The sequence below is a fragment of the Halovivax sp. genome (assembly GCA_007119345.1).
Lineage (GTDB): Archaea > Halobacteriota > Halobacteria > Halobacteriales > Natrialbaceae > Halovivax.
Genome location: SKPV01000254.1, coordinates 13,573 through 31,955 on the forward strand (window position 1 = coordinate 13,573; position 18,383 = coordinate 31,955).

Below are 18,383 nucleotides of genomic sequence, written 5' to 3' on the forward strand. Positions count from 1 at the left end.
GACGGGCACACCAGAAACTTTCAATATCCGGGCCGCTCAGTATCGGCTCGTGACCGACTGCGAGTACTGTGCCGAATCGTTCCCCCGCGAAGACGCCTACCTCGATCACCTGGCCGAGGTCCACCGCGACGAGCTCGGTCGCATCGATCGAAAGCGGGTGGAGCGCCACCGCGGCTCGCTCTCCGACGACGATGGCGACGGCCCGAACAAAATCGTCCTCTACGGGCTCGGCGTCATGTTCGTCCTCCTCATCATCGGAACGATCGCGGCCGTCCTCGCGATGGGCGGGGAAGACGGCGGCGACGAGCGGGTCCACGAACACGGATACATCACGCTCGACGTGGACGGCGAGTACTACGACTTCGACCGGCCGGAGTATTACTACGAGGAGGGCAACGCCGGGACGTTCCACTTCCACGGGGGAGAACAGCACCGCCACGACCCGGACCGAGGGGAGTACTACTGGCACATGCACTGGGATCGCGTGACGCTCGCCGAGGCCATGGACGACGTCGACAAACCGATCACCGCGACGTCGATCGAGGTCGACGGCGAGGTCTACGACGACGAAGACCCCGACACGGACGTCGAGATCGTCGTCAACGGCGATCCGGCTTCGCCGGACACGGAACTCCACGACGGCGACCACATCGAGATCACCGTCGAAACGGACGAATAGCGACCACTGCGATCTGCCTGTCGTCCCGATTATTCGGCGATCCTCAGGACACACGGATCCGTGTTACGTCCATCGACGGCGTGACGATCGGAACCGGGCGATCCGGGGCCGCCTCCCGGTCTGCGAGTTCGGTCAACCGCCGCTCGATCCCGTTGTGATGGGCGGCGCCGACGATAGCGACCACGTCGTGACCCCGTCGTCTGAGTGCGTCGAGTCGTTCGGCCATCGCGTGATCGCGGCGGTCGACGAGCACGTCGGCGAGTTCCGGAAAGAGCTCGCGGACGTGCTCGACCAGCGGCTGCACGTCGTCGCCGTGTTCGACGTCCTCGAAGGGGAGGGACAGGAGTTCGAGGCGTGCTATGCGTTCCGACGGGCTGAGCCGCTGGGCCCGCAAGAACGACCGCGGCAGGCTCATCGGCCCGACCCGCCGGGCCAGCGCTCCGACCGTCTCGTCGATCGGGTCGTCGATCAGCGCGACGTCCAGATCGAGCTCGGCGGCCGTCTCGACGGCCGTTTCCATGTCGGTCGTCTCGGGATCCAGCCCGTAGAGGCGAACCACGGACCGCTGGATCGTCCGCAACGTGAGATATGCGGCCGCGGCGGGCCCCGTCAATCCGTTCAGATCGGGTCCGCCGGTTCGCCGGTCCAGCCGATCGAAGCGACGGTCGCCGAGCTCGACGGCGACCAGATCCGGTCGCTCGTCCCGGATCGTCTCGCGAACGCGGCGTCTGTGGCTGGGAGAGAAGTGGACGCTCGGCACGATCGTCACGGATCCGGGTGATGCCATTCGTTCGCCCTACGGGGTCGATGATCTTGAATGCTCCAGCGGAGTGCGGTCGATACGAAACGATTCCGTTCGATTTCGCGCACTCGTTCTTCTGAACGAGTGGCGGTGAGTTCGTCAGGCCTACCGCGAGAATCGCCAGCCAGGTCCGATCTGCACCCCCGAACGGACGATCTGACCGATTACTCGACCGTCGGCGGTTCGAAACCCCAGTTGAACGCGACGAGCGTCGCGCCGGCGACGATCGCGGTTGCCGTCGCCCAGACCAACCAGATGGTCAGCGAATCGATCACGTAGGCGAGAACGAGCGTGGCGACGACGAACGCCGTCTCGGCGACGACGATCAGATCCTCCCGCGCGACCATACTCGGCGGTCCGGCCCGTATCTACTAGATCGTTGCGTTTCCGTGGGATCGATCGGTCGCTCCGTCTCCCGCCGGTCACCACGTCCCCACCACGAGCGGGCCGATGAGCACTCCCATGAGATGGACCCGACGGGCCCGAAACCGGACCGGCACCATTCCGATCGCCGTCGCGGCGGCGAAGATCGCGACGCCGAGCGCGCCGGCGAAGAGGTACGAGAGCGCGAGCAACAAGCTCAGCACGGCCGCGGACAGCTTCCAGTAGTCGGTCCGGCCGACGAACGAGAGGTACCGTTCGCCGACGACGATGACGATCGCGAACCCGCAGACGCCCGCGAGGAGAACCGTTCCGACGAGAACCGGGAGCCACAGCGGTGCGGCCGTACTCTCGAACGCGACCATCACGCCGGTCCGCGGCTGGCCGATGGCCCAGAGCGCGAACAGCGCGAAGATGGTGTTGGCGGTATCGACGCCGCTCGTCGCGACGATGTATCCGCGGTCGTCGGCGCCGCCGAGTCCCCCCTCGCCGCCGGGGAGAACGACGAGAACGGCGACGGCGGCGATCGCGGCGGAGATCCCGGGGAGGTAGCCGACCAGCGCACCGGCGATCGACCCCGCGAACGCCGTCAGTGCGAGCGTCGTTCGAGTCACCCGCAGCGACGCGTCACCCTGGGGCGGCACCCCGCCCCCGCGGATCGCGTCGATCAGCACCGGCGCGCCGAAGAGCCCGGCGAACAGGGGAGCGAGGACCCCGCCGGCGTCTAACGGGGCCTCGGGATTCACGTCCAGCGTCGCCGCCCCGAGCCCCGCCGCCAGCGCGAACGAGACGGCGGCGCCGAATCGTCGCCGCGAGGTTCGCTCGGATAGGAGCAGGCCGAAGACGACAGCGGCGAGCACCAGCGGCAGGTGGCTCCTGATCGTCGGGTACGTGAGATCGACCAGCATCGTCACGGGCACGGCGAGCGGAACCGCCACTATCACGGCCAGGATGCTCCCGACCGCCGAGAGCCTGATCGCTTCGTGGCCGCGACCGTCCAGAATCATCCGGTGGCCGGGGAGCGCGGTGAGCGCCATCTCGGCGTCGGGCACGCCCAGCGCCATCGCCGGAACCGCGTTCACGAACGTGTGTACCACGCCGGCGGCGAGCATCGCCGCCCCGACGAACAGGGGCGGTCCCGGGACTGACGTCGCGACCCCCGCCAACAGGAGCGCGAAATTGTTCGCGTGCAGGCCGGGAACGAGCCCGCTGAGAGAGCCCAACAGGACGCCGGCGAGCGTCCAGAGGAGCAACCACAACGTGAACGTCGGCTCGACCGACAACTCGACGGCGACCATCTGGTCGCCATGGCCCGACCTTCGTATATAGAGGCTCGCGTCGCCCGTCGGTGGACGCGCTCTCGAATCCGGTTCCGTCCGGTTCGGCCAGATCCTGGACCGTCCCCCGGGGAACCGGTCCTGGACCGCTCCGCGGGGGAACGGTCACGAATCGCCCCAAGGAGACCCGTCCCGAACCGCCCTGTCGAGCCGATCGGCCGGACATTCGGCGTGCGTCGAACGTGACGACCTCTCGTCCGACGAGCGAGCGGGGATTTTTCTCGACCGCCCACGTCCCTCGGGCCATGGGATACGAAGTCGTCTCCCTCGACGACGTGCCGGTCACCGACCTCTCCGAGATCGAGGAGGTGCCGCCCGACCTCGACGTCCGTGCCGTCGGCGACGCGCTCGGACTCGAGAACTCCCGGCTCACGGTCTGGTACTTCGATCCCGGCGAGGAGATTCAGTACCACGCCCACGCCGATCAGGAGGAGGTCTACCACGTCCTCGAGGGGGAGTTTTCGCTCAAACTCGGCCGCTCGGGCGACGCGGAGTACGTCGAAGTCGGCCCGGGCGCCTTCTGGGTCGCGAAACCCGAGGTCGGCCACGGACACCGCTGTATCGGTGACGATCGCGGCGTGATTCTCGCGATGGGTGCGCCTCCGGCACACGACCCGGGCCTCGATCCGCACGGACTCGAGGACTGACGGCGGTCGGATCTCGACTTCGGGACCGTCGTCGGTCGCGCGATCAGAAGTCGAGTTCGACCTCGCTCGGCGACGCGGCGTCTCCGTGGGTAGTCTGCAGGTACTCGATGATCCGCACCGACTCGGCCATCGTCACGCCGTACTCCTCGTCGACCAGTACGGGAACCTGGCGCTGGCCGGACACTCGTCGAACCTCGTTCCGATTCGAGTGCATTCCTTCGACCCAGACGCTCTCGAACGGCAGTTCGAGTTCGTCGAGTACGTCGACCACGACTTCACAGTACGGACACCCCTCCAGACGGTAGAGCGTTCGCCCCATAGCGGGTTGCTTCGGGCCCAGTCCCAAAAGTTCGTGGGCCGACGACCGACGGCGCTCTCGATTCCCGCAAGAACCTTTTGTCACTCGCCGCGATGGACGGCGTATGTATCCCGAGGCCGGGGACTCGGCGTCGACGTTCGATGCGCTGTGTTGTGACGGCGAGACGTTCCGGGACCGCTCGCTCGAGAACGTTCGCGGGGACCGGGGCGTCGTTCTGGTGTTCGACGCCTTCGCATTCAGCGCGATCGCTCGTAATTGGTGGCGGCGGTACCGACGGGCGGGATGGCACGAGTTCGACGGCGTACCCGTCTACGGCGTCGGCCCGGACGGTCCGTACGCGATCAACGCCTTCCTCCGCGACCTCGACCTCCCATTTTCGATCTTCAGCGATGCGAACGACGCGATCGCCGACGCGTACGACTTGCTCGTCGAACGGGAGGGGATGGGGAACATCGAAACGTCTCGGCGGGCAGTCTTTGTACTCGACGCCGAGTCGACCGTTCGTTTCGCGTGGGTCGCCGACGACTGGATCGCGCCCGTCCCGACGGACGAGGTCGAATCCGTCGTCGACACGCTGTGAGACGGTCCTGGATCGAGATCGTCCGCCTACAGCGAGGGATAGCCGTCGACCGCCAACCGGGGATGACCGTCGACCGCCAACCGGGGATGACCGTCGACCGCCAACCGGGGATGACCGTCGAACGTGGCCACGGCTGGCGGGCATCCTCGAAAAATGTCGCGATACGTCGGCTCGTCGGTGAGACTCAGCCGAAGAGTTCGCCGAGACCCTCGCCGCTGGCCTCGTCTTCGTCGTCGTCATCGTCGTCGGTCGTGTCCGGGACGTCGCTGGTCTCTTCGACCTCGTCATCGTCGCCGGCGGCCTCGTCGGCCGCGGCTGCGCCACCGGCGGCGGCGCCCGCTGCGGGGACGGCTGCCGCGTCGGCGACGGCTTCGTCGATGTCGACGTCCTCGAGCGCGGCGACGAGCGCCTTCACGCGGGACTCTTCGACGTCCACGCCGGCGGCCTCGAGCACGCCGGTGATGTTGTCTTCGTTGATCTCTGCCTCTGCCTCGTTCAGGATGAGTGCTGCGTAAACGTATTCCATTGTTGTAATTCCTCGTGGTGATCAGCCGAACATCGCACCGAGCCCTTCGGCCCCCGCGTCGTCGTCATCGTCATCATCGTCGTCCTCGGTGGCGTCGGTGTCGTCCTGTTCGTCGGCCGGTTCCTCCTCCGCCGACTCGTCGGCCGCGGGGGCGGCCGGCGCTTCGACGCCCTGAAGCTCCTCGGGCAGGGCATCTTCGTCGTCGATCTGTGCCGCGAGCGCACGGAGCTGTGCGTCGGCCCGCGTCACCAGATCCGGCATGAGGTCCTCGTCCTCGATGGCGGCCTGGAGCCCGAGGCTTTTGGCCGCGCCGGTCGCCTTCGCGATGAGCGTCGGCGCGGTCGCCGTCGTCGGGTAGCTCGCGGTGACCGCGAGGTTCCGGGCCCTGGCGGCGGCCGTCGAGACGTCGCTCTCGTAGGCCTCGACGTCGATGTCGAGATCCTCGGGGTCGAAGACGATGCCGTCTCCGTGGGCGGCGCGAAGGTCGAGACCGACCTCTTTGGCCTCAATACCGAGTTCGTTGAGGACGTTCGCGAGGTCTGCGGTGACTTCTTCGCCGGCATCGAGGACCGTCGAGTCCTCGACGACTTTGATCGAGCCGTCCTCGATCCGGGCGTTCGCGCCGATCTGCTGAAGATCGCCGACGAACGGTCCCGGGTCGACGCCGGTGTCGCCCTCCGGGATGACGATGTCGTTCGGCGCAACCTCGCCGGCCCCGATCGGGGCGGGCGTCTTCGACGCCTCGAGTTCGCGGTAGAGTGCGAACGGATTCTCGTTGGTGAGGACGAGTCCCACCTGTCCATCGACGTGCTCGCTCAGCTCGTCGAGGTCGGCGTCGTCCAGGGCACGTTGTAAGAGCGTGTTCCGACTGACCCGGAGCACGGCCGTGCCGTGCAGCTCGCGTCGCATGTCCTGGAGCTGCTTCGACGGGATGCCGGAGATGCCCACGATGCCGACGATCTCGTGGTCGTCGATGAGCGCGGCGATCTCGGCGACCTCCTCGCGCTTCCACTCGGGAAGGTTCTCGGTCTGTCGCGTGGCTTCAGCGCTCATTTAGACCACCTCCACGGACGGTCCCATCGTCGTCTTCACGTAGACGCCGTCGAGGTTCTGTGGCCCCTTTTCGAGATCGGCGTGTAGACGACGGAGGATGACGTCGATGTTGTCGGCGATATCCTCCGCGCTCATGTCCTCGGCTCCGACGCGCGTGTGGAACGTGCGGCGGTCCCGGGAGCGAAGCTGGACGGTGTTTTTCATGCGGTTGACGGTCTCGACGACGTCGTCGTCGGGCGACAGCGGGGTTGGCATCTTCCCGCGGGGACCGAGGACGGTCCCCAGGTATCGACCGATATCTTGCATCATCGACTCTTCGGCGATGAAGAAGTCGGTGTCGTCGGCGAGTTCTTTCGCCGCATCGTCATCGTCTCCGAGGTCGGCCAGATCGTCGCCGTCGAAGACTTCGTCCGCGACCTCCTCGGCGCGGACGGCTGTCTCCCCTTCGGCGAATACGACGATCGCGGTCTCCTGTCCGGTACCGGCGGGCAGGACGACCGACTCGTCGACGCGGTTCGACGGTTCGTTTAGGTCAAGATCACGCAGGTTGATCGCGAGGTCCACCGTCTCGGTGAAATTCCGGTCCGGCGACTCCTCGAGAGCGCGCGTGACTGCTGTTTCGATATCCGAATCTGCCATCGTTCACCTCCGTAGTACGCAGGGTCTGCTCCTACGGGTCAGTGAAACAGGCGAAGCCTGTCTCCGTCGGAAAAAAGCCCATGGCGAACTTAAACCCGTCGAACCGACGGCGATTTTCCGGCCCGATCGGACGCGTCTCGGTCGCCTTCGAGCCGGATATCGAGTGGATCTCTCCTCCGGTGAGGCCGGTTCTGAGCGCGATCCCGTCCGACCGTTGCCAGCGAACCGTCGACGACCGTCCGGAAGATCGGCCGGGGAACCGACTTCGGCCGGGGAGCCGACTCCAGTCGGGGAACCGACTTCGGCCGGGGAGCCGACTCCGGTCGGGGAACCGACTTCGGCCGGGAAACCGACTCCGGTCGGGGAGCCGACTTCCGCCGGGGATCAGAATTCTACCGGGAAACCGTCGCCGTCGACTCGCGAGTTCGATCGGCCGCGCAGGGACGTCCGGAAGCGAATCCTTCAGTCCTCGACGGCCGACGGATCCGGGAGTTCGTCCTCGGAGTCACGCCGGTTCCATTCGAGTTCGAACTCGACGCTGCGCTCGACGGCGTCACCGTCCGGCTCGTCTTCGATTTCGAGTTCGAACTCGACGGTTTCCGGAGGATCGATGGCGACGACCCGGTCCCCGAGCTCGACCTCGATGGGATCGGAGCCGCGCAAATTCCCGGCGAACGTCTCGAGCACCTCGGCGATTTCGTCGCGGGACATGTCGCGTTCCCGTTCTAGCTCGATCTCATCGGACATGTGATGGATAACGACGCGGACCGGGATAAACCGCCGGCTTGTGGACATCACCGGAACCTACTTCTGGGAGGATACCCCTCTATCGTGACATGGATTCGGGGAGTCGTTCGGCGGAGGTCGTCGGCGCGACGGGTGGGCGTCCGCTCGCCATCCAGCGGGAGGCGTTCCAGTTCTACGGGGAACTGCCACCGGCGGGCCAGGCCGGCGTCACCCTCGCGGGGGCGCTGATCCTCGGCGCCGTTGTGCTCGGCATCTTGCCGGGCTACAGCGAGCGGTCGGTTCGAACCGCTCGCCGGAGCCCCGTCATCTCCCTCTTCGTCGGGGTTCCCGGAGCGCTCGTTCTCGTCTCCCTGCTGTACATCGCGTCGCTCATCGCCGGCGACAGCCTCGGCGTCTTCTTCGCGATACCGCTCGTCTCCGTCGGGATGACGCTGCTTCCCGCGTGGGCCGCTCTCGGAATGGTCGCGGCGGGCTGTGCGCTCGGACGACGCGTCGGTCGCGACAGTCTCTTCGTCGGACTGCTCGTCGGTTCGGCGATCGTCGGCCTCTCGGGGTTCGCCCCGGAAGCGCTCGTCGCGATCACAGCGCTATTCGCGACCCTCGGTTCCGGGGCGGGAATCCGCGTCCTGATCGGCTCGGGGACTACGACCAACCCGAACGAACGGTCGGTGCCGCCGGCGAACAAAATCTGAAGCGCGCCGACGCCGTCGATCCCGGATTGTCGAGGTCCCGAATCGTCGCGTCGACCCGACCTCCGAACGTATCGGTCGACGATCCCGACACCAGCAACCTCTCGGTGAATTCGGGACTCGCCATAGCCGGATTTCGAGTCGGCGATACGATGTAGTGGAATTGCCGAGCCGTCGGTGGGTTCCTCGTGCCGTCGCTTCAGAAGCCTCGTTACGCGTCGAGTTTGTCCGCGCAGACGACCAAAAAATCGCCACGCTCATGATTTGAGCTGTCGGCTCGTGTATCGAGCTGTCGGCTCGTGTTTCGAGCTGTCGCTTCGAAAGGGTCGCTACGCGTCGACTTCTTCAGCGAAGACAACGAAAAACTCGCCACGCTCGTGTTTCGAGCCTTCTCCTCGTCGTCCTCGGCGAAGACGACGAGTCGCGCGCTCGGCTCGCGCCTCGAGCCTTCGCTTCAAGAGTCTCGCTACGCTTCGACTTCTTCAGCGAAGACGTCGTCGTACTCGCCCTCGTCGATTCGCGCTTTGAACTCGCGGGGATCTTCGCCCTCGATGGTGACTCCGAGCGAGGTGCAGGTTCCGACGACCTCCTTGGTCGCGTTCTCGAGATCGTACGCGAGGAGGTCGGGGAGTTTCTGTTCGGCGATCGTTTTGACTTGCTCGACGGAGAGGTCGGCGACGAACTCGTCTGCGGGCTCGCCGCTGCCGGTCTCGAAGCCGGCTTCGTCTTTGACCAGCGCGGCCGTCGGCGGAACGCCGACGTCGATCTCGAACGAACCGTCGTCCTCGTACTCGATGGTGACGGGGACTTCGGTGCCGTCGAATGCGGCCGTCTGGTCGTTGATCTCCTGGACGACCGCCTGTACGTCGACGGGCGTGGGTCCGAGCTCGGGACCGAGCGGCGGGCCGGGGTTGGCCTGGCCACCCGGAACGAGCGCTTCGATGGTTCCAGCCATATCGGAGCAAACCCGTGCGCGAGTTTTAAGGGTTGCTTTTCGCGCCGCTCCGCCGGACACGTGCGCGGTCACTCGACGGCCGCGTCGCGCCACTCGGCGAACGGTCCCAGTACGTCGGCTTCGTCGAATCGTTCGACGCACGGTACCTCGTGCGGGTGCAGCTCGCGGACTCGATCGACGAGGTCGGGGTACCGGTCGACGGTCGTCTTCGCGATCAGGATCGTTTCCGCGTCGTCGTGGATCTGGCCGTTCCAGCGGTAGGTGGATCGACAGGGTACTCGGTTGACGCAGGCGACCAGTCGCTCTTCGACGAGCGTTCTCGCGAGCGTTTCGGCCTCGTCGCGTGGAACGGTGACGTACGCGGTCGGCATACGCGTAGACTACGAGAGCCGACTCAAAAGCGCTCTGGAGACGACCGTCGGTTCGCCGCGACGGCGGTCAGTCGACGAACGGACGGAACGTTCCGTCGATGTCCCACTCGTGGATGCAGTGGGGATCGCCGGCTTCCGGTTCGCCGTCCCGTCGTACCAGTACCCAGCCGGAGCGGTTCGCGTTCCAGCGTTCCTGTCGATCACACCGTTCGCACCGTCGCTCGTGCGGCGTTCGGAGGACGGTACTCGTCGCCGAGTTACTCATTGCTCAACTGTGTGAACCACACGCATATAACCTTGGCCCTCTCCGGCGGCATTTGCCCCGACGATCCTGCAGGCCGGTCCGGACCGACGTCCAATCCGGTTCGTCCGGATCACCGGAGGGCCGGGCGAGGCGGAGGGAGCAAGCTGATCAGTAGACCGCGTCGACGATCTCTTCGCTGAGGTCGGGGAACGACTCCAGATACGCACGTCGCTCGGCGCGCAGCCCGGCGACGGCGTCGTCGTAGTCGTCGACGTGGTCGGGAACGTAATACTCGTCGACGTCCAGTCCCGGAACGGACGACGGGATCGTCAGCCCCATCCGGTCGTCGTCGGTCCACTCGACGGTGCCGCGGGCGATCTCCGTCAGGAGTGAGACGGACTCTTCTACGCCCACGTCGACCGACTCATCGCCAACGTAGCCGGTGTTCAACACGTAACAGTCGACGTCGAGCGACGTGACCAGATCGCGGAAGACGTTCCCCTCCTCCCCCTCGGAGCCGACGATGAACGGGTTGGTCCCGACGACGCGGATCGATTCGCCGGCGCGCTCAGGGTCGCCGGCGCTCGTCTCGATCGACTCGCCGAGCATGAAGGCGACGGCCGCCTCGGCGTCGTCGAGTTTCGTCGCCGGCGGCATGAGCGGGTTCCGGGTGATGAAAAAGATCTGGTCGACGCGGTCGAGGTCGATCTCGTCGTCCGCGCTCTCGAGTTCGTCGCGCTGGATCACCGCTCGACCGTTGGCGGTGTAGGCGTCGTCGTCGAAGTCGACCCGTCCGTCCTCGTCGACGACCACGTTCTCGAGGACCGCCGATTCGGCCGTCGCCGCCCGATAGAGCCCCGGTTGCTCGTCCTCGGTGAGTCCGATCGTCTTGATGAACAGCCCCTGTCCCTCGCTCCCGGCGACCGATCCGTCCGGTAGCAGTGCGCAGACGTCGTCCTGCAGCATCACCGCGTTTTCGGGATCCTCGAGCCAGCAGCAGTGGGATGTGAGCGTCGACTTGCCGGTCGCGGACAGGCCCAGGAAGAGCTGACCGACGATGCGGTCGTCACCGTCGGCGCCGCGAACGCGGACGCGCTTACTTCCGGCGTGGAGGCCGAGCCCGCCCCGCTCCTTGACGCGGTACATGAACAGTCGGAGGAAGGATTTCTTCGCCTCGCCGGTGTAGTCGCTTCCCAGCACGACGGTCGTTCCCTCGTCGGGGAGGATGCGGATCGCCGTCCGGTCGCGGTCGGGCAGCTGGACCGTGTGGAAATCCGGCTCACGACCGTCCGTCGGTTCGAACAGCTTGGCCCAGGCGAGGGCGATCCGCGCGTGCTCGACCGGGACGAACAGACGACAACAGAACGTCGCGTTCGGATGGCGCCCCATCAGGCGATCGACGCAGAGCATCTCGCGTTCGCCCGCCTCGCTCACGGCGTCGGCGACGAGCGATTCGTCCTCGTCGGTGAACGCGTCGTCGACGGCGTTTTTCGTGCGGTCCGCGCTCCGCGAGCGGTACTCGCTCACGTAGGCGGGCGAACCGTACTCGGTCGTTCGCTCGTCGTGACTCGCCAGCTCGCGCAGCTCCTCGAGGGACGGATCGTACCGGACGTTCGCCGCCTGCGCCGGGTCAGGGAATCGTCGGGCGAACGACGGCGGTTCGGTCCCGGTTTCGGACATGTGGTGAACATCTCACGTTCCTGTGTTATAACGGTAGAGGTTCCTCTCCTCGTATGCGACTCGATGCCGAATCACCACCTCAGAGGCCCGCTAACGCGAACGTTCGCGCATCCGTGCGTATTTTTTGGCTACCGGGAATAATTGACTCGTAACTGAGGTAAAAGCGAGATCGGAATCGTGACTGGGTCGTCCTCCACCCGACTTCGGACGGATTTTCGATCCGACCTTCGTTTTCGGAATCGACGCGGCTCGAATTCCGCTTTCGAACCCCTCGTTTTCGGTCCCGTCCCGTTTTCCGATTTTCAAATTTGGTATTCGAAGCCGAAGTACCAATAGGGGACTATTCGTTCCTCCGGCATGGCAAACGGTCTCGATATCGGTTCCGGGGGGATCCGGGCGGCGAGGGACGGCCTGGACGGCGCGACCATCGAATCCGCGGCGCCGGTCGTCTACGCCGCCGACGACGCCGTCATCGAGTCAGCCGACGTCGATCTCGACGCGGCCCTGACGATCGAGGTGGACGGTCGGACGTACGTCGTCGGGGACGCCGCAGAACGGGTCGCGGCGGCCAACGACGATCAACCGGACTCGCTGTTCTCCCACGGCTTTCTCTCCGTCGAATCGTACGCCGAACCCGCTCTGGAAGCGCTGGTCGGCGAAGTGTTGGCGAAGGGGATGGGTAACCGACTCTGTTATACGACCCCCGGCACGCTGATCGACGGCGAGGAACCGACGGCGGCCCACCGGACGGCGATCGACGGCGCCATCTCGGCGCTGGGCTACGACGCGACTCCGGTGAGCAAAGGGAGCGCCGTGATCTACGACCAGCTCGGCGAGGACAACTTCACCGGACTCGGCGTGACCATCGAACGAGAGGTGACGAGCGTCGCCCTCGCGTACTACGGCGTTCCCGTCCTCGCGTTCTCGCTCGCGAAGGGGCGAGAGTGGATCGTCGAGCGAGCCGCGGGGAAGACGGGCCACGCACGAGCGCAAGTCGCTTCCACGCTGGAAGACTTCACGCTCGATCCGGACGCCGCGTCCGGCGGCATCGAGAGCGCACTGGCGCAAGCGTTCGACGCCCTCGCGAAGGAACTCGTCGACGCGATTCGAGTCGAGGCCGACGCCGCCGAGCTCGATAGGGGAATCGCCGTTCCGGTGGCGGTAGCCGGGGACGGAGCCGTGGAGGGGGTCGAGTTCCTCTTCGGCGGACGATTCGACGCGGCCGACTTCCCGTTCGCCATCCGCGGCGTCCGCCTCGCCGACGAACCGGGCGAGTGCGCCGTTCGGGGCGCCCTCGTCGCGGCCCAGGAGGACGTCGACGAGTACGACGACGTCACGTGGTCGGACCACGGCGGGTCGGGAGCCGACGTGGCCGACGAAGCCGATGGCGCGCTCGACGACGGCGCCGGCGGGAACGGCGGCGGAGCCGCCACGACGCAACTCTCGTTCGACTCGGCGGTCGCGTCACAGGAGGCGGACGCGGCCGTGGCCGACGACGCGATCGATCAGCTGTTCGAGCGCCTCGGGAACCGCGAGGACGAGGTCGAGCAGCTCCGCGAGGACGTCGACGAGATCGTCACCACACTCGAGACGGTCGAGGCCGACGCGGCGTCGACGGACGCGCTCGCCGACGTGGAATCGCGCCTCGACGATCTCGCCGTCGAGTTCGCGGGGCTCCAGGCCGAGGCGGTCGAGTTCGCCACCGACGGCGACGTGGACGCGATCGAGGGCCGACTCGAGGGGATCGAGGGTGCGGTCGGTGACCTCGAATCGTCCGTCGCGGAGGTCGAGTCGGTCGTCGGCCGACACGACGCCTCCCTCGAAGAGGCTCGGGAACGCCTCTCGGCCGTCGAATCGGAGCTCTCTGCGCTCGAGACCGACGTCGACGACGACCTCGAAGCGATCGAATCGCGACTGTCCGCCGACGTGGAGGCGACGAGAGCCGCCGTCGAGGACGAGGTCGAGGGCGTCGAAACCGAACTTCGGGGCGAAATCGACGCCGTCGAATCCGGGCTGCGCGACGGGCTCGCGTCCGTGCACTCGGACGTAGAGTCCCTCAAAACGAACGTCGACGAAGCGATCGACGGCGTCGAATCGACCGTCGGGGAGCGAATTTCGGCCGTGCGGGAGGCGGTTGACGATATCGGTGACGACGTCGAGTCCGTCGAGTCCGCACTCCGGGCGGAGATCGAATCGATCGAGTCGGATGTCGCGCGGGACGTCGAGGACCTCAAATCCCGGCTGGATGATGACGTCGGGAACCTCGACGAAGCCGTAGGTGAGATCGGCGACGACGTCACGGCTCTCGACGGTGCCGTGGCGGACCTCGACGAGAACGTCGAGGATATCGAGGAGGACGTCGAGGATATCGAGGAGGACGTCGCGACCCTGGCGTCGACGGTGACCGGCGTGGACGAAGACGTCGGTGACGTGCGGTCGACGCTCGAAACGGTCGAGGCCGACGTCGCTGCGGTCCGAGCGGACGTGGGCGAACTCGAGGAGGGATCGGACGTCGGTTCCGCCCTCGCGGAGCTCGAGGAGGACGTTGCCGAGGTTCGTGGGACCAGCGACGAACTCGACGAGGCGGTCGCCGACGTCGAGACGGAGGTCGACGGCGCGCTCGCGGATGCGGTCGATTCGATACGGGACGAACTCTCGAAGACGACCGAACTGGCGACGTCCCTCGAGGACCGCCTGGAGGACGTCGCGACGGATGCCGGATCCGCCCCCTCGTCGGCGGCCCACGATGCGCTCGAGGAAGCTCTCGAGGTCCACGCGGACGAATTATCGTCGGTGGACGAGCGAGTGGACGTCCTCGAATCGGAACTCGACCGGCTGGAGTCGAGCGTCGAGGGCGGCGACGAGGAGGATGCGGACCGCCTCGCCGAACGTCTCGACGCGGAGACGAGCGCGCTCGAAGCGGAACTGGCGACCCTCGGCGACCGGATCGACGACGGTGACGCGCCCGACGCCGACGCCGTTGGCGCCCTCGAATCTCGCGTCACGGATATCGCCGACTCGGTCGAGTCGCTGACGAAACGACTCGAGACGACCGCGCAAGAGCTGGAAGTGTCGATCGAGACGACCGCTGAGGAGCTGGAAGCGTCGATCGAGTCGAACGTCGACGAGATCTCCTCGATCCGCGATCGCACGGCCGCGCTCGCGGAGGACGTCGCAGCGGTCGAAGACCGCGCGGCCGGCGCACCGGCCGATGCCGACGCCGATCGGATCGAGACCGTCTCCGAGCGAGTCGCCGACGTCGATACGCGGATCGCGACGCACGCGGACGAGCGCGAGAGCCTCGAGAATCGCGTCGACGAACTCTCCGAATCGGTCGAATCGATCCAGAACCGGGTGGAGGGGACGACCTCCGGGGACGACGCGGCCGCGTCCGGCCGGTCGAAAGAACTCGAAGCGCTCCGAGAGACCGTGTCCACGCTCGAACGGCGGTTCGATGGCGCGGACTCCGGTGAGGGGGTGACGGTCGACGACGGGGTGCTCGAGCGCATCGCCGAACTCGACCAGCGCGTTCACGACCTCGCGACGACGGTCGAGGATCGGCTCGCCGCCACCGAGGGAGGCGACTCCGGGCAGTCGGTGTTGGGCGGCGGGACGGGGGCGTCGGCCCTCGCGGGAGCGGGCGGCGCCGGAGTGGTCGCCGGCGGAACCGTCGCCGCGACGGGCGAGGCCCAGATCGGTGCGATCGCGGCCGTCGGGGGGCTCGCACTCGCCGCGATCGCCGCGCAGCTCTCCACGGCGGGTGCGTTCGACCGCGACGTCTGACCAACTATTAAGAGACCGCCGCGCCTGTCACCTACCATGGACGAGACACCGCAGGAAATCACGTCGCTGGTCGGTCGAGAGGTCTACACGAACAACGGCGTCTTCGTCGGCGAGGTCGAGGATCTCAAACTCGACCTCGACGCCCAATCGGTTACCGGCCTCGCGGTCGGCAGTCTGAGCGCCGCACTCTTCGAACACGAGGCCCGACAGGGTCAGGGCGTGATCGTTCCGTACCGCTGGGTCCGAGCCGTCGGCGACGTCATCCTCGTCGCTGACGTCGTCGAACGGGTTCGCGAGCCGGACGACGAGGAAGAGGTCGTCGCCTGATCAGCTCCCGTTCGAGCCCTCGCCGCCTTCGACACCCATCGCGTCGAACAGCGTCCGTTTGACCGCTTCTTCGGTGAGATCGAGCAGGGTATCGCGCGTATCCTGTGATATCTCTATGCCGGTAAAGATCCCGAGGGGAATCTCCGCGCTCGACTGGGTGGAGTGGCCGGCTACCTCCCCGATGTCCCCGTAGGCGTCGTCGAGGACCTTTCCGATGTTCATCCGGATGTCCTTCGAGCGCGCGGCGAGGAAGATCGTCTCCTCCGAGATGCCGAACACGGCCGTCGTCGTCACCCCTTCGAGGTTCAGCAGGTGGTTGGCGGCCTGGGTGAGCGCCTCCCGGTCGCGGACGAACCCGGCGTTCGACACGAGGTGACTACCCTGGACGTCCCGGTTGGCGATGGCTTCCGCGAGCACGTCGAGCGTCTCCGGTGACATCGACGGCGACTCAACCTGTTCGAGCGTGTCGTGGTTGGCGAACGGATAGAGGTACGCGGCGGCGGTGAGGTCCGCGGGGGTCGTGTCACGCTTGAAGTCGAGCGTTTCGGCGCGGATGCCGTACAGCAAGGCGGTCGCAACCTCCTCGGAGACGTTGAGGTCGAACTCCTGGATGTACTTCGTCATGATCGTCGACGTCGAGGACATGCTCGGCCGGACGTCGACGAACCCAGGTTCGAACTCGATCTCCGCTTCCCGGTGGTCGATGACCACGTCCACGGGAAGATCGAGCTCGGTCGCCGTCGAGTGATCGACCAGCGCGGCGGAACCGTACGCCTCCTGGTCCTCGACGTCCCTCCAGAGGTGCAAATCGATCCCGAGGAGGTTGACGAACGCCCGGTTCTCCTGGTGGCCGATGTCGCCCATGTAGACGATGTCGGCCTCGACGCCGAGGTGGCCCGCGATCGCCTGGAGTGCGGCCGCGCTCGCGATCGAATCCGGATCGGGGTTGCTCTTCGTCACGATCGCGAGTCGACCCGTCGTGTCCTCGAGGATCGTGGCGAGCTTCTCGGCGTTGTACTCGAGTTCGCCGGATTCGAGGGCGCGCAACGCCGAATCGGCGATGACGGCCGAGGGATTGATCACGACGTCGGCGCCGAGCTCCGAGAGCTCGTCACCGGAGACGGGATCGCTCGCGCGCGCAACGACGAACTGTTCGCCGTTCGCTCGCCGGATGTGTTCGACGCCGGCCTTGTTCGACTCGACGTCCGACGCGAGGATCAACACGACGTCGCGGTCCGCGACGAGTGTCGCGACCTTCGCCTCGCTGATGTCGGCCACCCTGGCGTCGAGATCCTGATCGCGCAGCGATTCGACGCGGTTCTCGTCCCGATCGACGATGAGGACGTCCTTGCCCTGTTCGACGAGCTCCTCCGCGACGGCGTACCCGACGCTCCCACACCCCAGAATCGCGTAGTCCGAGACGGAAGAGATCGTTGCCCCCGAGTTCATTGCGAGTGTGGTTAGCGGCGCCCCACTTAACGCTCCCGGAGACTGTTACGTGCTGGAAACGGATATGGCACACCCACGCAGGCTCTGGGTTCGCTTGTCACGGCCGGTACCAAGGGAAACGTATTTCAACGCGTGACGGAAAATTCGAGGTACAGGGCCGGTAGCTCAGTTAGGCAGAGCGTCTGACTCTTAATCAGACGGTCGCGTGTTCAAATCGCGCCCGGCCCGTGCAACGAACTGCCGAGTGACAACGAGGCAGTGAGTGAACCGGCAGGCACGATTTGAACGCAGGGAGGTCGCAGACCCGGAACGGCCGAACGGAGCGAGGCCGCATGCCCGGAACGTCCGACCGTGTGTTCAAATCGCGCCCGGCCCGCTACGCGCCGTGAGCATCCGCGAGCGGCGCGTCTCAGATCCGGGGGATCCGAGGTAGGCGAGTTGCAGCCCATGCAGCGACCAATGTGAGCGATCAGGACCGTCTCGGCGTAATTCGAATCGCCCCGGGCTCACGTTTCGGACGAGTTCGACAGCGTGAGGGCCCATCGTTGGGCGGACCATCGCGGATCGTTTCTGGCGTTCGCGACGCACGAATCGGAGTCGAATGTATGTTTTATGATGGTTTTCACTCGAAATCGCAGATTTCCCGCGTGTAGCTACCAATTCCGTGTTTGTGCAAGCATCATAAGCTTGCCCGAACACACCCTCTGTCGAAGTGCCATGTGTGCAACATTCAGTGACGACGACGTGGGCAAGACCGTCGTGAACGAGGCCGGCGAGGAGGTCGGCATCGTGTCGGCCGTAGAGCACGGTACCGCCCGAGTGACGCCGGATCCCGGCATCACGGACAGCATCAAAGCGGCGCTGGGCTGGGAGGATACCGCGGACGATTCGTATCCGCTGCAGGAGGACGCGGTCGAGCGAGTGACGGACGACGAGATCAGGCTCGAAGGAGAGCTGCACGGTTCGGGACGGACGGACTCGGGGATGGGGACCGACCATACGGAAACGACCGATTCTGATCTCGAGACGGGGCCCGAGCGAACGGGGACGGGTCGCGACCAGGCCGGCGGGACGACCGACACGGACCTCGGCGACGATAACGACGAACTGATCGACACGGACGTCGGCGACGACGCCGACGGCGTGGTCGACCTCGGCGAGGACGACGATCGGAC

Annotated in this window: 19 protein-coding genes, 1 tRNA gene and 1 pseudogene; 8 read left to right on the plus strand and 13 right to left on the minus strand. The window is 66.2% G+C overall.

The window, feature by feature from the left end; genetic code table 11:
* Positions 1–49 precede the first annotated feature (49 nt).
* A complete protein-coding gene (locus tag QZT59_RS17385; protein ID WP_290819152.1) occupies positions 50–679 on the plus strand; it encodes a hypothetical protein in 630 nt (209 codons plus the stop codon).
* A gap of 43 nt (positions 680–722) precedes the next feature.
* Here QZT59_RS17385 and QZT59_RS17390 read toward each other — a convergent pair whose 3' ends face one another.
* The 3 genes from QZT59_RS17390 to QZT59_RS17400 all read right to left on the minus strand — a co-directional run bounded on the left by QZT59_RS17390 (position 723) and on the right by QZT59_RS17400 (position 3,160).
* Positions 723–1,466: a TraB domain-containing protein gene (locus tag QZT59_RS17390; RefSeq protein ID WP_290819153.1), complete on the minus strand. Its 744-nt coding sequence runs from the start codon at positions 1,464–1,466 to the stop codon at positions 723–725.
* Between the two features lie 179 nt (positions 1,467–1,645).
* Positions 1,646–1,828: a hypothetical protein gene (locus QZT59_RS17395; RefSeq protein ID WP_290819154.1), complete on the minus strand. Its 183-nt coding sequence runs from the start codon at positions 1,826–1,828 to the stop codon at positions 1,646–1,648.
* 75 nt (positions 1,829–1,903) lie between these two features.
* Positions 1,904–3,160, minus strand: a complete 1,257-nt coding sequence (locus QZT59_RS17400; RefSeq protein WP_290819155.1) for a tripartite tricarboxylate transporter permease — start codon at positions 3,158–3,160, stop codon at positions 1,904–1,906.
* A gap of 284 nt (positions 3,161–3,444) precedes the next feature.
* Between QZT59_RS17400 and QZT59_RS17405 the strand changes: the two genes are divergently transcribed.
* Positions 3,445–3,846, plus strand: a complete 402-nt coding sequence (locus tag QZT59_RS17405; protein WP_290819156.1) for a cupin domain-containing protein — start codon at positions 3,445–3,447, stop codon at positions 3,844–3,846.
* A 43-nt stretch (positions 3,847–3,889) separates the two neighbouring features.
* Here QZT59_RS17405 and QZT59_RS17410 read toward each other — a convergent pair whose 3' ends face one another.
* Positions 3,890–4,165 (minus strand): glutathione S-transferase N-terminal domain-containing protein, encoded by a 276-nt coding sequence (locus QZT59_RS17410; protein ID WP_290819157.1) that lies wholly within the window; start codon positions 4,163–4,165, stop codon positions 3,890–3,892.
* A gap of 103 nt (positions 4,166–4,268) precedes the next feature.
* On the opposite strand from QZT59_RS17410, the gene QZT59_RS17415 reads away from it, so the two are divergent.
* On the plus strand, positions 4,269–4,745 hold the full coding sequence (locus QZT59_RS17415; RefSeq protein WP_290819158.1) for a redoxin domain-containing protein: 477 nt from the start codon (positions 4,269–4,271) through the stop codon (positions 4,743–4,745).
* A gap of 184 nt (positions 4,746–4,929) precedes the next feature.
* Here QZT59_RS17415 and rpl12p read toward each other — a convergent pair whose 3' ends face one another.
* The 4 genes from rpl12p to QZT59_RS17435 form a co-directional block, all read right to left on the minus strand.
* Positions 4,930–5,271: a 50S ribosomal protein P1 gene (gene rpl12p / locus QZT59_RS17420; protein WP_290819159.1), complete on the minus strand. Its 342-nt coding sequence runs from the start codon at positions 5,269–5,271 to the stop codon at positions 4,930–4,932.
* Between the two features lie 21 nt (positions 5,272–5,292).
* The gene (locus tag QZT59_RS17425; protein ID WP_290819160.1) at positions 5,293–6,324 is read right to left on the minus strand and encodes a 50S ribosomal protein L10; all 1,032 of its coding nucleotides are present in this window, start codon (positions 6,322–6,324) and stop codon (positions 5,293–5,295) included.
* Positions 6,325–6,963: a 50S ribosomal protein L1 gene (locus QZT59_RS17430; RefSeq protein ID WP_290819161.1), complete on the minus strand. Its 639-nt coding sequence runs from the start codon at positions 6,961–6,963 to the stop codon at positions 6,325–6,327. It lies immediately after the preceding gene.
* Between the two features lie 462 nt (positions 6,964–7,425).
* Positions 7,426–7,710: an amphi-Trp domain-containing protein gene (locus QZT59_RS17435; RefSeq protein ID WP_290819162.1), complete on the minus strand. Its 285-nt coding sequence runs from the start codon at positions 7,708–7,710 to the stop codon at positions 7,426–7,428.
* Positions 7,711–7,799: 89 nt separating this feature from the next.
* Here QZT59_RS17435 and QZT59_RS17440 point away from each other — a divergent pair, with 89 nt between their 5' ends.
* Entirely contained in the window at positions 7,800–8,402 is a 603-nt protein-coding gene (locus tag QZT59_RS17440) for a hypothetical protein (RefSeq protein WP_290819163.1), read from the plus strand.
* 463 nt (positions 8,403–8,865) lie between these two features.
* On the opposite strand, the gene QZT59_RS17445 is transcribed toward QZT59_RS17440, so the two are convergent.
* The 4 genes from QZT59_RS17445 to QZT59_RS17460 form a co-directional block, all read right to left on the minus strand.
* Positions 8,866–9,354 carry a 50S ribosomal protein L11 gene (locus QZT59_RS17445; protein ID WP_290819164.1) on the minus strand — a complete coding sequence of 163 codons (489 nt, stop codon included), beginning with the start codon at positions 9,352–9,354 and terminating at the stop codon, positions 8,866–8,868.
* Between the two features lie 68 nt (positions 9,355–9,422).
* Complete coding sequence (cutA, locus tag QZT59_RS17450) at positions 9,423–9,725, minus strand: divalent-cation tolerance protein CutA (RefSeq protein ID WP_290819165.1); 303 nt, start codon at positions 9,723–9,725, stop codon at positions 9,423–9,425.
* A 67-nt stretch (positions 9,726–9,792) separates the two neighbouring features.
* Entirely contained in the window at positions 9,793–9,990 is a 198-nt protein-coding gene (locus QZT59_RS17455) for an HEWD family protein (protein ID WP_290819166.1), read from the minus strand.
* Positions 9,991–10,137: 147 nt separating this feature from the next.
* Positions 10,138–11,649 carry a phosphoenolpyruvate carboxykinase (ATP) gene (locus tag QZT59_RS17460; protein ID WP_290819167.1) on the minus strand — a complete coding sequence of 504 codons (1,512 nt, stop codon included), beginning with the start codon at positions 11,647–11,649 and terminating at the stop codon, positions 10,138–10,140.
* Positions 11,650–12,006: 357 nt separating this feature from the next.
* Between QZT59_RS17460 and QZT59_RS17465 the strand changes: the two genes are divergently transcribed.
* Both QZT59_RS17465 and QZT59_RS17470 read left to right on the plus strand, forming a co-directional pair.
* A complete protein-coding gene (locus QZT59_RS17465) occupies positions 12,007–15,432 on the plus strand; it encodes a hypothetical protein (protein ID WP_290819168.1) in 3,426 nt (1,141 codons plus the stop codon).
* 36 nt (positions 15,433–15,468) lie between these two features.
* Positions 15,469–15,759: a PRC-barrel domain-containing protein gene (locus QZT59_RS17470; protein ID WP_290819169.1), complete on the plus strand. Its 291-nt coding sequence runs from the start codon at positions 15,469–15,471 to the stop codon at positions 15,757–15,759.
* Here QZT59_RS17470 and QZT59_RS17475 read toward each other — a convergent pair whose 3' ends face one another.
* Positions 15,760–17,208 (minus strand): DHH family phosphoesterase, encoded by a 1,449-nt coding sequence (locus tag QZT59_RS17475; protein WP_290819170.1) that lies wholly within the window; start codon positions 17,206–17,208, stop codon positions 15,760–15,762.
* 154 nt (positions 17,209–17,362) lie between these two features.
* On the opposite strand from QZT59_RS17475, the gene QZT59_RS17480 reads away from it, so the two are divergent.
* Together QZT59_RS17480 and QZT59_RS17485 are read left to right on the plus strand one after the other, a co-directional pair.
* Positions 17,363–17,436 (plus strand) — tRNA-Lys (locus tag QZT59_RS17480).
* Between the two features lie 489 nt (positions 17,437–17,925).
* Positions 17,926–18,383: pseudogene (locus QZT59_RS17485) on the plus strand (PRC-barrel domain containing protein); the annotation flags it as partial.

What these genes read in the sequence shown, in the direction of transcription:
- QZT59_RS17390 (WP_290819153.1), bottom strand. Translation starts at nt 1,466, where the DNA reads ATGGCATCACCCGGATCCGTGACGATCGTGCCGAGCGTCCACTTCTCT.
- QZT59_RS17410 (WP_290819157.1), bottom strand. Translation starts at nt 4,165, where the DNA reads ATGGGGCGAACGCTCTACCGTCTGGAGGGGTGTCCGTACTGTGAAGTC.
- QZT59_RS17405 (WP_290819156.1), top strand. Translation starts at nt 3,445, where the DNA reads ATGGGATACGAAGTCGTCTCCCTCGACGACGTGCCGGTCACCGACCTC.
- rpl12p (WP_290819159.1), bottom strand. Translation starts at nt 5,271, where the DNA reads ATGGAATACGTTTACGCAGCACTCATCCTGAACGAGGCAGAGGCAGAG.
- QZT59_RS17465 (WP_290819168.1), top strand. Translation starts at nt 12,007, where the DNA reads ATGGCAAACGGTCTCGATATCGGTTCCGGGGGGATCCGGGCGGCGAGG.
- QZT59_RS17400 (WP_290819155.1), bottom strand. Translation starts at nt 3,160, where the DNA reads ATGGTCGCCGTCGAGTTGTCGGTCGAGCCGACGTTCACGTTGTGGTTG.
- QZT59_RS17430 (WP_290819161.1), bottom strand. Translation starts at nt 6,963, where the DNA reads ATGGCAGATTCGGATATCGAAACAGCAGTCACGCGCGCTCTCGAGGAG.
- QZT59_RS17435 (WP_290819162.1), bottom strand. Translation starts at nt 7,710, where the DNA reads ATGTCCGATGAGATCGAGCTAGAACGGGAACGCGACATGTCCCGCGAC.
- QZT59_RS17460 (WP_290819167.1), bottom strand. Translation starts at nt 11,649, where the DNA reads ATGTCCGAAACCGGGACCGAACCGCCGTCGTTCGCCCGACGATTCCCT.
- QZT59_RS17455 (WP_290819166.1), bottom strand. Translation starts at nt 9,990, where the DNA reads ATGAGTAACTCGGCGACGAGTACCGTCCTCCGAACGCCGCACGAGCGA.
- QZT59_RS17425 (WP_290819160.1), bottom strand. Translation starts at nt 6,324, where the DNA reads ATGAGCGCTGAAGCCACGCGACAGACCGAGAACCTTCCCGAGTGGAAG.
- QZT59_RS17470 (WP_290819169.1), top strand. Translation starts at nt 15,469, where the DNA reads ATGGACGAGACACCGCAGGAAATCACGTCGCTGGTCGGTCGAGAGGTC.
- QZT59_RS17475 (WP_290819170.1), bottom strand. Translation starts at nt 17,208, where the DNA reads ATGAACTCGGGGGCAACGATCTCTTCCGTCTCGGACTACGCGATTCTG.
- QZT59_RS17445 (WP_290819164.1), bottom strand. Translation starts at nt 9,354, where the DNA reads ATGGCTGGAACCATCGAAGCGCTCGTTCCGGGTGGCCAGGCCAACCCC.
- QZT59_RS17395 (WP_290819154.1), bottom strand. Translation starts at nt 1,828, where the DNA reads ATGGTCGCGCGGGAGGATCTGATCGTCGTCGCCGAGACGGCGTTCGTC.
- QZT59_RS17415 (WP_290819158.1), top strand. Translation starts at nt 4,269, where the DNA reads ATGTATCCCGAGGCCGGGGACTCGGCGTCGACGTTCGATGCGCTGTGT.
- cutA (WP_290819165.1), bottom strand. Translation starts at nt 9,725, where the DNA reads ATGCCGACCGCGTACGTCACCGTTCCACGCGACGAGGCCGAAACGCTC.
- QZT59_RS17440 (WP_290819163.1), top strand. Translation starts at nt 7,800, where the DNA reads ATGGATTCGGGGAGTCGTTCGGCGGAGGTCGTCGGCGCGACGGGTGGG.